Source organism: Sedimentibacter sp. (assembly GCF_033447055.1).
GTDB lineage: Bacteria > Bacillota > Clostridia > Tissierellales > Sedimentibacteraceae > Sedimentibacter.
The window spans coordinates 1-14260 of record NZ_JAWQJF010000087.1; the positions used below are offsets into that span (position 1 = coordinate 1).

At 33.4% G+C, this 14260-nt stretch carries 10 protein-coding genes, 1 tRNA gene, 2 rRNA genes and 1 pseudogene; 1 reads left to right on the forward strand and 13 read right to left on the reverse strand.

The window, feature by feature from the left end; genetic code table 11:
• Positions 1–92: 92 nt before the first annotated feature.
• The 7 genes and pseudogenes from SA378_RS05830 to SA378_RS05860 form a co-directional block, all read right to left on the reverse strand.
• Positions 93–326: a FeoA family protein gene (locus SA378_RS05830; RefSeq protein WP_412178675.1), complete on the reverse strand. Its 234-nt coding sequence runs from the start codon at positions 324–326 to the stop codon at positions 93–95.
• Between the two features lie 166 nt (positions 327–492).
• Positions 493–843, reverse strand: a complete 351-nt coding sequence (locus SA378_RS05835; RefSeq protein ID WP_318525046.1) for a hypothetical protein — start codon at positions 841–843, stop codon at positions 493–495.
• 270 nt (positions 844–1113) lie between these two features.
• A complete protein-coding gene (locus SA378_RS05840; RefSeq protein ID WP_318525047.1) occupies positions 1114–1833 on the reverse strand; it encodes an ABC transporter ATP-binding protein in 720 nt (239 codons plus the stop codon).
• Entirely contained in the window at positions 1820–2602 is a 783-nt protein-coding gene (locus SA378_RS05845) for an ABC transporter ATP-binding protein (protein WP_318525048.1), read from the reverse strand. The genes SA378_RS05840 and SA378_RS05845 overlap by 14 nt, the downstream gene beginning before the upstream one ends.
• Positions 2599–3516 carry a branched-chain amino acid ABC transporter permease gene (locus SA378_RS05850; RefSeq protein WP_318525049.1) on the reverse strand — a complete coding sequence of 306 codons (918 nt, stop codon included), beginning with the start codon at positions 3514–3516 and terminating at the stop codon, positions 2599–2601. Before SA378_RS05850 ends, SA378_RS05845 begins: the two co-directional genes overlap by 4 nt.
• An 11-nt stretch (positions 3517–3527) precedes the next feature.
• The gene (locus SA378_RS05855) at positions 3528–4412 is read right to left on the reverse strand and encodes a branched-chain amino acid ABC transporter permease (protein WP_318525050.1); all 885 of its coding nucleotides are present in this window, start codon (positions 4410–4412) and stop codon (positions 3528–3530) included.
• 56 nt (positions 4413–4468) lie between these two features.
• Positions 4469–5635, reverse strand: a pseudogene (locus tag SA378_RS05860) (ABC transporter substrate-binding protein).
• A gap of 317 nt (positions 5636–5952) precedes the next feature.
• Between SA378_RS05860 and SA378_RS05865 the strand changes: the two are divergent.
• The gene (locus SA378_RS05865) at positions 5953–10281 is read left to right on the forward strand and encodes an acyl-CoA dehydratase activase-related protein (RefSeq protein WP_318525051.1); all 4329 of its coding nucleotides are present in this window, start codon (positions 5953–5955) and stop codon (positions 10279–10281) included.
• Between the two features lie 86 nt (positions 10282–10367).
• Here the strand turns inward: SA378_RS05865 and arcC are convergent, their stop codons facing one another.
• The 6 genes from arcC to rrf (SA378_RS05895) all read right to left on the reverse strand — a co-directional run.
• The gene (gene arcC, locus SA378_RS05870; protein WP_318525052.1) at positions 10368–11315 is read right to left on the reverse strand and encodes a carbamate kinase; all 948 of its coding nucleotides are present in this window, start codon (positions 11313–11315) and stop codon (positions 10368–10370) included.
• Between the two features lie 34 nt (positions 11316–11349).
• Positions 11350–12345: an ornithine carbamoyltransferase gene (gene argF / locus SA378_RS05875; protein ID WP_318525053.1), complete on the reverse strand. Its 996-nt coding sequence runs from the start codon at positions 12343–12345 to the stop codon at positions 11350–11352.
• 79 nt (positions 12346–12424) lie between these two features.
• Complete coding sequence (gene arcA / locus SA378_RS05880; protein ID WP_318525054.1) at positions 12425–13651, reverse strand: arginine deiminase; 1227 nt, start codon at positions 13649–13651, stop codon at positions 12425–12427.
• Positions 13652–13918: 267 nt separating this feature from the next.
• Positions 13919–14035 (reverse strand): 5S ribosomal RNA (rrf, locus tag SA378_RS05885).
• Between the two features lie 6 nt (positions 14036–14041).
• Positions 14042–14117, reverse strand: a tRNA-Lys gene (locus SA378_RS05890).
• Positions 14118–14161: 44 nt separating this feature from the next.
• Positions 14162–14260, reverse strand: a 5S ribosomal RNA gene (gene rrf, locus SA378_RS05895); the annotation flags it as partial.

The window sequence follows — 14260 nt, forward strand, 5'->3', positions numbered from 1 at the left end:
GAGATTTCAGACTCGTGGATTGCATCAGAGCCACTTATTATAAAGTGTTGATTTTCCATAATTTTGATTCACTGCTAGTGCAAAGACATACTTCATATACAGTATACCTCTTTTAATTCAATTTTTGATGCCTCTTCTTTTCTTATAGTTAATACATAACTTCTTATGGATAATTCTATAGGATCTCCCATTGGTGCAACTTTTCTAACATTAACACGTGTATTAGGAGTTAGTCCCATATCCAGCAGCCTTCTTCTTAACATACCTTGTCCGCCGATTGATGTGATAATGCCGCCTTGACCTGGTTTAATATTATCTAATGTCATAGTCATATCGCAGTCCTCCTTTTAATTACGTGATATTGATAATCATTATCATTTACCTCATTATATTCTAAGGCATTATAATTGTCAATAACACAATTTTACTTTCACATTGATTTTTTTAGAAAAACAAAAGATATGATAATCCCTTATCATACCTTGTAATATTTTATTTTATATCATCTGAGTTTGAACCGTATACTTCAACAACCGGCATTACAAACATGAATCCTACTCCTGGTTCTTTGAAGTAATCCAACACTTTTTGTATTTCTTCAACTACTTTATCCAGCTTTTCTTTATCCCTAATAATGCTGAATACTATTTTGCTGTAAGGTTTTCTTCCATCTATAAGCTTTTTTACACTTACCAACATTGGTACATTTATATTGTGATCTAACAGCACTTTTCCCATTCCCTGGCTGTCAATTGTTGTTGCGCCAATTTCTTCATCATAAAACACTTCATGTATATCATCCAGCTTATAAATATCATTCAAAATTAAAATTAAAGCAAACATTTGAACCTCCCTTGTATCATTCGTGCTGATGTTGCTTATTATATCATATGTAATTTTACTAATCAATACATCCAAATTAATTTTTCTTCTATGTACTTATACTTACAGTTATTAATGTTACTCCGCAACTCCGCTAGGGGGACCTATGTCCCCCTAACGGCAAGGACGTCCCGTCCTTTACAATCCTCGTTTTTATGCACTAGGAAAGTTTTATTTCCTAGTGCATAAAAAAGAAATCTCATTATATTGAGATTTCTCATTTATCCAATATTAAACTGTCATTATTTTTTTCTTCCCCAGATATGCTTCCTGCACTTTTTCATCCTTAATAAGGTCTTTAGCATCACCTTGCAATGTTACAATACCTTGCTCAAGAACATATGCTGTGTCAGCAATTGACAAAGCTTTAAATGCATTTTGTTCAACAAGCAGAATTGTTTTGCCCATGTTTTTAATTTCAAGAATAATATCAAATATAGTATTTATAAGCAAAGGAGCCAGGCCTAATGATGGTTCATCTAAAAGTATTAAATCGGGATTCGACATAAGTCCTCTTCCCATAGCTAACATCTGTTGTTCTCCACCTGACAATGTACCGGCAATTTGATTTTCTCTTTGCTTTAATATCGGAAAAAGTTCAAATATTCTTTTCTTGTCTCTTGCAATGTCATTTTTATCATTTCTTAAAAATGCACCCATATTCAGATTTTCCATAACAGTTAAGTTTGCAAATATAATTCTCCCTTCAGGAACTTGACATATACCAGCTTTGACAATCTTATGAGCTAATTTTGGAAGTTTATTATTCTTATAAGTAATTTCTCCTTCCTTGTACTTTACTGTACCGCTTATTGCATTAATCAAAGTTGATTTTCCTGCTCCATTTGAACCAATTATAGATACTATTTTCCCTTGTTCAACATCAATGGATATTCCTTTGAGAGCATGAATACCTCCATAATATACATGCAAATTATCAACTTTCAGCATATTGAACCTCCTGCTTTCCAAGATAAGCTTCAATAACTTTTTTATTCCCCTGAATTTCCTTTGGAGTTCCTATTGCAAGAGGAATACCAAAATTAAGCACAAATATTCTGTCGCATAAACCCATGATTAAATCCATATGATGTTCAATAATCAATATTGTTAAGTTGAATTTATCCCTTATTTCTTTGATAAGATCTAGAAGCTGCATAGTTTCCTCAGGATTCATTCCTGCTGCAGGTTCGTCAAGAAGCAGAAGTTTTGGCTCCAGTGCTAACGCTCTTGCTATTTCAAGTTTTCTTTGAAGTCCATAAGGAAGATTTGATGCCACAACATCTTTGTATTCCCACAATCCCATTAGTTTTAAAAGTTCAACAGTTTTGTCATTTAAACACTTTTCTTGATTCTTATATTTTCCTATCCTTAAAACCGAACTTAAAATACTATAATCTGCTAATTTGTGGCATGCGGTAAGCACATTGTCATAAGCAGTTAATTTTTTAAACAATCTAATATTTTGAAACGTCCTAGTTATACCAATATTGGCAATTTCAAATGGTTTTAATTTATATAATTTCTTGTCGCAAAAATATATTTCTCCTTCAGAAACAGAATATATTGCTGTTATCAGATTAAATATTGTTGTTTTTCCCGCTCCGTTCGGTCCGATTAATCCGAATATTTCGCCTTCTTCAATATCAAAATTTACATTATCAACAGCAGTAAGTCCTCCAAATCTTTTAGTCAGGTTTCTAAGAGAAAGTACACTCATGATTTTACCCTCTCTTTCACTTTGTCTTTTCTGCCTTTCATTAATTTAATAAAAGGTTTGAAACTGATTTCCTTTCCTCCCATAAGTCCTTGAGGCCTTGAAATCATAATAATAATAACAGCTACCCCATATATTACAAGTCTCCATTCAGAGAAACTTCTTAATACTTCAGGAAGGAATGTTAAAAGTATGGTTCCAACAACACTTCCGGATATACTTCCTAAACCTCCAAATATAACTATTATAGTCATTTCTGTAGATTTAACCATTTTAAACATAATCGGCTGAATATATCCCAGATAATGCGCCATCAAGCCTCCTGCAATTCCTGCATAAAGAGCGCTTATTGCGAAAGCTGTCAATTTATACTTAAATACATCAATTCCAATCGTCTGCGCTGCCAATTCTTCTTCCCTTATGGCAACCATGTTTCTGCCGTGCCTTGACCTGATAATGCATACCAGAACAGCAATAGCAACAATATTAATAACTACAACATTGAACAAAGTTGTAGTTCCTTCCGTAGGTATATTAGCTAGTCCTCTAGCGCCTCCAAAATATTGCACATTGTCAAGTATCAGCCTTGTTGCTTCGCCAAATCCCAATGTTGCAATACAAAAATAGTCACCTTTTAAATTTAACGTAAGTTTTCCTAAAAGCAAACTCACGAGCATAGCGGCCAAGCCTCCTATTATTAATGCAATATAAAACTGTATCCACAACAATGATTCCGGAATAAATGGCATATTGACCTTCATGGTAATAGTAGAAGCTACATATGCTCCTATTGCCATAAATCCTGCATGGCCAAATGAAAACAAACCTGTGAAACCTGTAAGTAGAGAAAGCCCCAAAACCGTCATTAAATTTATGCCTGATAATATAAGTATACCTGATCCATAACCCCAGCTCATATCTTCACCACCTATGCCTTATCTTCTGTAGATTTGCCCATCAGCCCGGTAGGTTTAAAAACAAGCACTAATATCAAAAGTGCAAATGCAATCAAATCTCTGTATTGTGACGAGAAGTATCCAGAAACCATTGTTTCAATTAAACCAAGCAAAATCGATCCTATTACAGCTCCCGGGAGACTTCCAAGTCCTCCAAAAACTGCTGCTATGAATGATTTTGTAGTAATATTTCCAATTTGGGGATAAACGGTATATTTCATACCAAAAAGCATTCCGGCAAGTCCGGCAAGTATTCCTCCTAAAGCAAAAATAATAAAAATGACCATATCAACATTAACACCCATCAAAGTGCTTCCTTTAATACTGTATGAAGTTGCTCTTATAGACAAACCTACCTTAGTTTTTTCAATAATATATACTAGGCCAATCAAACTAATTGCAGATATAACAAACATTAAAAGATCTATTCTCCCCAATGCAACATTACCAAGCATTATAGGTGTTGTGGAAAAAACAGCCGGATAGGATCTGAATGTAGGCCCTATCGGAGAAGCTATTACTACATTTTCTAAGAATATTGATGCTCCCATTGCAGAAATTATAAAATACAGAAAAGGTGCATTCCTCTTTCTCAAAGGCCTGTAAACAATTCTTTCCATTGCTACAGCCAATAACCCCGCACCTATAGCCGATATTAAAAATGCAATAAAAAATGGAACCTTTAACAAAGTGAGACAAAAATATCCTATATAAGCTCCTATCATTATAACTCCACCATGTGCGAAGTTAGAGAAGTTCATTATACTGTATACAAGAGAGTAACCAACTGCCATTAAAGCATACACACTGCCAATAGACAATCCATTTATAACCTGTTGCAAAAATAATCCGCTCATTTACAACCTCCTGTTGTTTAGAAACTTGAGGCGGGTCAGACCCGCCTCTTCATTAGCTATTCAACGCCATATTTTTCCTGGAATACATAGCTTGCATTTTCTATTTTAACAATTGCTGCTTGTTTTCCTATAGGGTTATGATCCTCTTCACTTATTTTTATTGTTCCTGTTACACCTTCCACAGATACTTTAGTCAATGATTCTGTTATCTTAACAGGATCTGTGCTGTTAGCATCTGTTATTGCAGCTTGAAGCAACAAGAATGCATCATTAGCCATATAACCGTTTAATTCTAAAGGAAGATTGTACTTAGCCTTGTAAGCATCTTGCAATGGTTTAACTTCAGGATCATTAAAATCCAAATGGTTTACTATATAGCTTCCTTCAATAGCATCTTTAGCCATAGTCATAAGTTGATCTGAAGGCCAACCGTCTCCACCGATTAATGTTGCTTCTATTCCAAGTTATCTTGCTGGATTTTCACTTAATGAAACTTACTTATAATAATAAGGCATCAATATTAAATCTGGATTAGCTTCTTTAATTTTGCTCAATTGCGGCCTGAAATCTACATCGCCTTCTTTAAACCCTTCTTTTGCTACAATTGTTCCGCCTTTTTCTGTAAATGTTTTCTCAAAGAATTCAGTAAAGCCTTGAGAGTAGTCACTTGCTACGTCATATAATACTGCTGCATTTTTAAGTCCTAATTTATCGTAAGCATAACCTGCAGCAACTGCTCCTTGATATGGGTCTATGAAGCATACTCTGAAATTGTATCCTTTAACAGTTCCGTCATCATTAACAGTAACTTTTGGATTTGTTGCAACTGTTGCAATATCAGGAACTTTGTATTGTTCAAGAACAGCTGATATTGAAATTGCCTGACCACTTGCATTAGGTCCAAGTATAGCTACAACACCATCTTGTGTTATAAGTCTCTTTGTTGCATTTACAGCTTCTGCAGCATCACCCTTTGTGTCATAATAAATACCTTCAACTTGTTTTCCTAAAATTCCGCCATTTGCATTTACTTCTTCAATTAACATTTTGATTGTATTACTTTCACATGTTCCCCATACTGCCTGATCTCCTGTTAAAGATCCAATCCAACCAATTTTAATTGTTTCTTCATCCGGAGCAGAAGTACTTGTACCTCCACATGCAGAAAGAAGCATAGTTAAAACCAATAATACGCTTAATAATGATAATACTTTTCCTCTCATAAAATCCTCCCGATATTAATAATTATTAAATCATTTGTAAAATTTTGTCTTTGTAAACGTTTTAGTCTACCTCATTATAAACTTTTATTTAAAATAATGCAATATTTAAATAATTATTTCAATTTTTTTGGCGCCATATTTTTACATATTTTCTTTTTCAAGAGTATTAATACTTTCAAATATACAGCATAAAAATTGCAGTTTTTTTGAAAATTTATTTTGTTGATTTTAATAAATAAAATGATATAATATAGTTTACATTAAATATACTATATAAGATGAATATAAAATAAAGCTGTAAAGCTTTGGAGGAAATAATGGAAAATTACTTGGTAGGACTAGATATAGGATCTACTACTGTAAAAATAGCTGTAATAGATTACAAAGGAAATATAGTTCACAAACAATACAAAAGACATTATTCCGATATAAAGAATACTGTAAACGAAATAATTAAAAATTCATCTGAAATCCTAAAAGACAGCATGATTAAAATCAGCATAACAGGTTCAGGTGCCATTGACGTGTCAAAATTTCTAGGCATACCTTTTGTTCAAGAAGTTATTGCATCAACCAGAGCAATAGAAAAGTTTATACCGAATACTGACGTAGTTATAGAACTTGGAGGAGAAGATGCAAAAATAACATATCTTTCAGGTAACTTAGAACAGCGTATGAATGGTTCTTGTGCAGGAGGTACAGGTGCATTCATAGATCAAATGGCTGTTTTAATGAAGACTGATGCCACAGGTTTAAATGAATTATCAAAAAAACATAAAACAATATATCCAATTGCTTCCCGTTGTGGCGTTTTTGCAAAATCAGATATACAACCGTTGTTAAATGAAGGTGCAAGGCAGGAAGATATTGCAACATCTATTTTTCAAGCTGTTGTAAACCAGACAATAAGTGGACTTGCTCAAGGAAGACCAATTAAGGGAAATGTTGCTTTTCTGGGAGGACCTTTGTACTTTTTGTCCGAACTCAGAGAAAGATTTAATGAAACATTGAAATTGACAGAAAAGAATTCTATATGCCCGGAAGATGCAAATTATTATGTTGCAATGGGTGCAGCTTTGTGGGCTGTTGAAAACGAAAGTGAAAATTTCAATGAATTTTATATTAGAATAAAAAACACAATGGAACATTCAAATATTGAATATCGCAAGAAGGATTTAAATCCATTGTTTGAAAATAGGGAAGCTTACAATGAATTTTTAGAACGTCACAATAAACATAAGGTAAAAAGAAAAAATATTGATGATTATTCTGGCTCTGCATTTTTAGGAATAGATGCTGGTTCTACAACTACAAAACTTGTTCTTATAACTGATGAAGGAGAAATTTTATATTCTTTCTATGCAAGCAATGAAGGCAATCCTTTAAATTCTGCTGTTAATGCCGTTAAAGAAATGTATGGCAAAATGCATCCTGGCATCAAAATTGCGAATACTGCGGTAACAGGTTATGGCGAGCATTTGATTAAGGCTGCTTTAAATGTAGATAACGGAGAAATTGAAACAGTGTCTCACTACAAAGCTGCTGATTTCTTCTTGAATGGTGTAGACTTCATCATTGATATAGGCGGTCAGGACATGAAAAGCATGATAATTAAAAATGGAGTTATTGACTCTATAATGCTTAATGAAGCTTGTTCTTCTGGATGTGGTTCATTTATTGAAACATTTGCAAAGTCCCTTGAAATGACTGTTAATGAATTTGCAGAAGCTGCAATATTTTCAAAAAATCCTGTGGATCTTGGAACAAGATGTACAGTATTCATGAATTCAAAAGTCAAGCAGGCTCAAAGAGAAGGAGCAACTTTAAGCGATATATCTGCAGGAATATCTGTTTCTGTAATTAAAAATGCATTGTTTAAAGTAATTCGTTTAAAATCTCTTGATTCCATCGGTGATAGAATTGTTGTTCAAGGCGGAACATTCTATAATAATGCTGTACTTCGTGCATTTGAACAAATAATAGGTCGCGAAGTGGTAAGACCGGATATAGCAGGAATAATGGGTGCATTCGGTGCAGCAATTATTGCAAAAAACAAATATGACCCTTCTAAAGAAAGTTCATTTGTCAAAGAAGAAAATCTTGAAAATTTTGGATTTACAACATCCATGGAACGCTGCGGACTTTGCACCAACAATTGCCTTCTAACAATAAATAAATTTTCTGACGGAAGATACTTCGTTTCCGGAAACCGCTGTGAACGCGGAGCTGAAAAATATACACATATCGAAAAAAAAGAATCTTTGCCGAACCTTTACAGATATAAATACAAAAGAGTTTTTGACTATAAGCCATTACCGTTTAAAGAAGCGCGAAGAGGCTTGATTGGCATACCAAGAGTGTTAAATATGTATGAAGATTATCCATTTTGGTTTACATTTTTTACAAGTCTTGGATATAGAGTTGTTCTTTCCGGAGTATCAAGCAAAAAAATATATGAACTTGGAATGGGAACCATCCCTTCTGAATCTGTATGTTACCCTGGCAAAATAACCCACGGCCATATAATAGACCTTATGAATAAAAAAATCACTAAAATTTTCTATCCTTGTATTTATTATAATATCAAGGAAGATGAACATGCAGGAAATCACTTTAATTGTCCTGTTGTTATATCATATCCTGAATCTATTAAAGCAAATATAGACCTTAAAGATGTAACATTTTATAAACCATTTTTAAACTTAAATGATAAGGAAAAACTTGTTAATAAGCTGTACAAAGAAATTGGAGATGCAGAAAAATTAACATTAGATGAAATCAAATACGCTGCTGAAAAAGCTTACGAAGAGTTGTTCGCGTATAAAGCAGATGTTAAAAATGAAGGATTAAAAGCTATTGAATATTTAGAGAAAAACAATAAAAAAGGTATAGTCCTGGCAGGCAGACCATATCATGTTGATCCTGAAATCAACCATGGTATTCCTGAAATGATAGAAAGCTACGGGTTAGTTGTATTATCTGAAGATTCCTTGGAAAATAGATATCCTATTAATAGACCACTGCGAATAACTGACCAATGGGCTTACCATACAAGACTTTATGCTGCAGCTACTTATGTATCTAACATGGAGAATTTGGAACTCGTTCAACTCAACTCTTTTGGCTGTGGACTTGATGCGGTTACCACTGACCAAGTTAATGAAATACTTAATAAGAATAATAAAATATATACATTAATTAAAATTGATGAAATAACAAATTTAGGTGCCATAAGAATTCGTATACGTTCATTGCTTGCTTCAATTGAAGAAAGAGATAAAATCCAAATATCTCATAAGTACATAGAAAGCACTAACGCTGTTCCACTATTTACAAAGGAAATGAAAAAGAAGCACACTATACTAATCCCTCAAATGTCTCCAATTCATTTTCAATTTATAGAAACAGCTGCAAAAATGTCTGGATATAACGCTGTAGTTCTTCCTGCTGTTGATAAAAAAGCCGTGGATGTGGGACTTAGAGTTGTAAACAATGATGCATGCTATCCGTCCATAATTGTTGTTGGTCAACTGATTAATGCATTGGAATCTGGTAAATATGATTTAGAAAATACATCCCTTATGATTTCTCAAACCGGTGGAGGATGTCGTGCATCAAATTATATAGGATTTATCAAAAAAGCATTAAAAGATTCTGGTTTTGAAAACATTCCTATAATATCCTTTAACGTAGTTGGTTTAGAAAAACAGCCAGGCTTTAAATTTACGATACCTTTTGTCAACAGATTAATCATGTCCGTGGTAATAGGAGATACTTTAATGCGTGCCACTTACAGAACAAGACCTTATGAAAAAATCAAAGGCTCCGTAAATGATCTTTATAATAACTGGGTTAAAAAGTGCCACAAAGTAATAGTATCTGGAAAAATAAGAGAATATATCCAAGCAATAAATGATATTGTCAATGATTTCGATAACATCGAGCTTGATGAGAACATCAAAAAACCTAAAGTTGGAATTGTAGGTGAAATTCTTGTTAAATTCCACCCTAATGCCAATAATGATGTATTTTCTCTCTTAGAAAAAGAAGGTGTTGAAGTTGTTGTGCCTGATTTATTGGATTTCTTCTCATACAGCGCAATTAATGGTATAGTAAAATATGATGAACTATTAAGTGGAACAAAAAAATCAAGGGCAATAAATAATATTGCTGTTAAAACTCTTGAATCTTATAAAAAGGCAAGTATAAAAGCGTTCGAACGTTCAAAAAGATTTTCAACTCCTTCATTTATATCAGAAATTGCTCAAAAGGCTGAAAAATTCTTGTCTCTTGCTAACCAGTCAGGGGAAGGATGGTTATTAACGGGAGAAATGATTGAGCTTTTAGACAGCGGCGTGAATAATATATTGTGCTTGCAGCCATTCGCATGCTTGCCAAATCATATTACAGGTAAAGGTATGATTAAAAAACTTAAAGATTCTTATCCGGTATCAAATATTGTTCCTATAGACTTTGATGCAGGAATTAGTGAAGTTAACCAAATTAACCGTATTAAGCTTATGCTTACTAATGCTTTTAGAAATATGAACTCAAGACATGAAGAAATAAATCCATTTACTGTAAGTGATATTGAAGTCAATGCAACAAATCAAATATTGAATCAATTGCAAGAACAAAATATATAACAATAAAAATATCGCCCTTTTGTTTTAAGTACAAAAAAAAGAAAGATGAATTATAATTCATCTTTCTTTTTGCTTAAATATAATTATTAACCTTCAATAACTGTTCCTGTTAAACCATTTAAAGCATCCATGGATTTATATAAAGAAGTAATTATTGATTTTCTTCCTGGTTTTGACTGCGCAAATTTAATTGATGCCATTACTTTCGGAAGCATGCTGCCTGGTGCAAAATGACCTTCTTCCATGTATTTTTCAGCTTCTATAATAGTCAGTCTGGATAAATCCTGCTGATTTGGCTTTTTAAAATTAATTGATACTTTTTCAACTTCTGTCAATATCATTAAAATATCTGCATCAATATCTTCTGCCAATTTTTCTGCAGCTAAATCCTTGTCTATTACTGCAGCAATACCTTCAACAGACCCGTCCTCATTTTCTATAACTGGAACGCCACCTCCGCCGCATGCAATAGCAATTGTTGAATCCCACAATCTTTTTATAGTATCAACTTCTATTATTCTCTCAGGCATTGGTGAAGGAACAACTCTTCTCCATCCTCTGCCGGCATCTTCTTTAACTGTATATCCTTTTTCTTCAGCCAATTTTTTAGCTTCTTCTTCAGTATAAAATACTCCGATTGGTTTTGTAGGATTTTCGAATGCAGGATCATTTTTATTTACTACAACCTGTGTTACTACTGTTACAACAGGAAGTATTCTGTTTCTTTTAGCTAAAGAATATTTCAAACCTTGTTGAATATGATATCCTATATATCCTTGAGTCATTGCACCGCAAGCATCGAATGGCATTGGAGGAGTAACATCCTTTGCAGTTTCTGATGCTAACAATAATCTTCCAACTTGTGGTCCATTACCGTGAACTATGGCTATTTCATAGCCTGCGCAACTAATATCCGCTAAGTATTCTGAAGTTCTTTTTACTATTTCCAATTGTGCTTCAGCTGTTGGTGGCATGCTTTTATCTTCTAAAGCATTTCCTCCCAATGCTATAACTACTTTTATTATTCTATCCATATTAACCTCTCTTAAATTAGTCGCCCTATATTCATTAAGCGATAGTAGCTACTATAACCGCCTTAATTGTGTGCATTCTATTTTCTGCTTCATCAAATACTACAGAATGTCTACTTCTAAATACTTCATCTGTTACTTCTCTTATATCGAAGCCTAATTCTTTTTGCTCTTTTGCCATCTTAGTTTCAAAATCATGGAATGCTGGCAAACAGTGCATAAATATTACATCATCATTACCTGTAGCTTTTAGCAACTCCATAGTAACTTTGTATGGAGTTAGCATTTTTACTTTTTCAGGTATTTGTGCTTCTTCACCCATTGAAGCCCAAATATCTGTATAGATTACATCTGCTCCTTTTACTGATTCAACACTGTCTGATACTTCAATTTTTGCACCTGTACGTTCAGCAACTTCATACACTTTTTTCATAGTCTCTTTATCTAATTGTTCTTCAAGTTCCTTTGGTCCAAATGCAACAAAATGCATTCCCATTTTTGCGCATCCATACATCCAAGCATATGACATATTGTTTCTAATATCTCCTGCAAAAACAACCTTAACTTTATTTAAAGGTTTTGCAACATGCTCTTCAATTGTTAGCATGTCAGCCAAAATTTGTGTCGGATGATCTATATCTGTCAATCCGTTCCATACAGGCACGCCTGCATACTTCGCCAAATCTTCTACTACTTGTTGTTTGTAGCCCCTGTATTCAATTCCATCGTAAAACCTTCCTAAAACTTTTGCTGTATCTTCCAATGATTCTTTTTTTCCCATTTGTGAACTGCCTGAATCTAAAAATGTAACATGCGCTCCTTCTTCCAGAGCAGCAACTTCAAATGCACATCTTGTTCTTGTAGATGTCTTTTCAAATAACAATACTATATTTTTTCCCTTGAGCAAATAATTGCTCACACCAGATCTTTTTTTTGCTTTTAAATCATGTGCCAAATCCAACATATATCTAATTTCTGTTGATGTAAAATCCATTAGTGTTAAAAAACTTCTTCCTTTTAAATTAACTGCCATACTAATCCTCCACGATTATTTATTTACTTTATTGTATTTTTACATATTATCAAAAATCTTCCATCTATGCAATTGTTTTTTATATTTTTTCTCTTATTAAAGGCATGCTCATACATCTTGGGCCGCCTCTTCCTCTTGATAATTCTGAACTTGGCATTATGTATGTCTTAATGCCCTCTTCCTGCAATATTTTATTTGTAACATAGTTTCTTGAATATACGATAACTTGACCTGGAGAAATACATAATGTATTTGAACCGTCATTCCATTGTTCCCTGGATGCATCGATTATGCTGTTTCCACCGCATTTAATCAATTTGATTTTATCCAAATTCAATGCTTTCTTCAAAATATCTTCTAATGAGCCTTTGCCTTCAGTAATATGAACCTTTCCATCATCACCTCTTTGCATTACATAAACAGCTATTTCAGACTTAATATTTGGATGAATGGTAAATTTATCATAATCTACCATTGTAAAAACTGTATCTAAATGCATAAAAGCTCTTGTTTTAGGTATATCAATTGCCAATACTTTCTTAAATGTGCTGTCTTCTGTCAGTAACAAACTTGCAAACTTTTCAATAGCATTTGGATTAGTTCTTTGAGAAATACCAACAGCAATCGTCTCTTCATTCAGAACTAATATATCTCCACCTTCTAAAGAATATTCTTCAGTTCTGTCATAAAATAATTTTGTTCCTTTATATAAAGGATTACAATTAAATATATATTTTGCAAACAAAGTTTCTCTATTTCTGGTAACTGTAAACATTTTGTGAATTGATACCCCTTCGCCAATTGTAGCAAATGGATCTCTACTAAAGTATAAATTAGGCATAGGGTCAATTATAAATGGATACTGATTGCTTAAATAATCTGCCAGCCTTGGGCCTCTGTAATCATTTATTTCTGATTTACGTATGCCTTCCATCATTTTAAGAACCATTTTTTTAGTACTGTCAAAAGATAAAAAATACTCCTTTAGTATGACTGATTCTCTATTTTCTTTAATACCAGCCTCTTCAATATATTCATTAATGAATTGTAATTTTATTTCATCATTGAAAAGTGATTCTGCAACTAAATCTTCCAAATAAACAACTTCTATTCCCTGCTCTATAAAAATATTTGCAAAAGCATCATGTTCCTTCTGGGCAATTTCTAAATAAGGAATATCATCAAAAAGCAATCTTTCAAGATATTCTGGCATCAAATTCTCCAATTCTTTGCCTGGTCTGTGCAATAAAACCTTTTTTAAATTTCCTATTTCTGAATAGACTTTGATTGCTGAATTGTTCAAAATAATCACCACCATATTTTGCTTGCCCTGCTTATCCAAACATTAAATTAGTATGACCAAAAAAATTTAATTTATATCATATGTTAATATTTGGCAAATACAGGCCAGCGAGACGCAATGCGTACGATACTGCACTACTGTTTATATTGTAGTAATTTTTATTAAATTTGTCAAGAGTATTTTATAATTATAAATCTTATCAATATTTATACATTTATTTTATGCTGTAAAATAAATAAAGAACAGTTGAATTTTCAACTGTTCTTTATTACCCGGCGACGTCCTACTTTCCCAGGCAGTTACCCGCCAAGTATCATCAGCGCTAAAGAGCTTAACTTCCGTGTTCGAGATGGGAACGGGTGTGTCCTCTTCGCTATTGCCACCAGATATTATTGGTGATCCATCGGCGATTCGAACGCCGGACACCTTGATTAAAAGTCAAGTGCTCTGCCTACTGAGCTAATGGATCATAAATTAAAAATAAAAAGTACAGTTTTATTACTGTACTTTATTACCCGGCGACGTCCTACTTTCCCAGGCAGTTACCCACCAAGTATCATCAGCGTTAAAGAGCTTAACTTCCGTGTTCGGGATGGGAACGGGTGTGTCCTC

Bases quoted from the DNA above. Each gene is read 5' to 3' on its own strand.
- SA378_RS05830 (WP_412178675.1), bottom strand. From the start codon at position 326: ATGACATTAGATAATATTAAACCAGGTCAAGGCGGCATTATCACATCA.
- SA378_RS05835 (WP_318525046.1), bottom strand. From the start codon at position 843: ATGTTTGCTTTAATTTTAATTTTGAATGATATTTATAAGCTGGATGAT.
- SA378_RS05840 (WP_318525047.1), bottom strand. From the start codon at position 1,833: ATGCTGAAAGTTGATAATTTGCATGTATATTATGGAGGTATTCATGCT.
- SA378_RS05845 (WP_318525048.1), bottom strand. From the start codon at position 2,602: ATGAGTGTACTTTCTCTTAGAAACCTGACTAAAAGATTTGGAGGACTT.
- SA378_RS05850 (WP_318525049.1), bottom strand. From the start codon at position 3,516: ATGAGCTGGGGTTATGGATCAGGTATACTTATATTATCAGGCATAAAT.
- SA378_RS05855 (WP_318525050.1), bottom strand. From the start codon at position 4,412: ATGAGCGGATTATTTTTGCAACAGGTTATAAATGGATTGTCTATTGGC.
- SA378_RS05865 (WP_318525051.1), top strand. From the start codon at position 5,953: ATGGAAAATTACTTGGTAGGACTAGATATAGGATCTACTACTGTAAAA.
- arcC (WP_318525052.1), bottom strand. From the start codon at position 11,315: ATGGATAGAATAATAAAAGTAGTTATAGCATTGGGAGGAAATGCTTTA.
- argF (WP_318525053.1), bottom strand. From the start codon at position 12,345: ATGGCAGTTAATTTAAAAGGAAGAAGTTTTTTAACACTAATGGATTTT.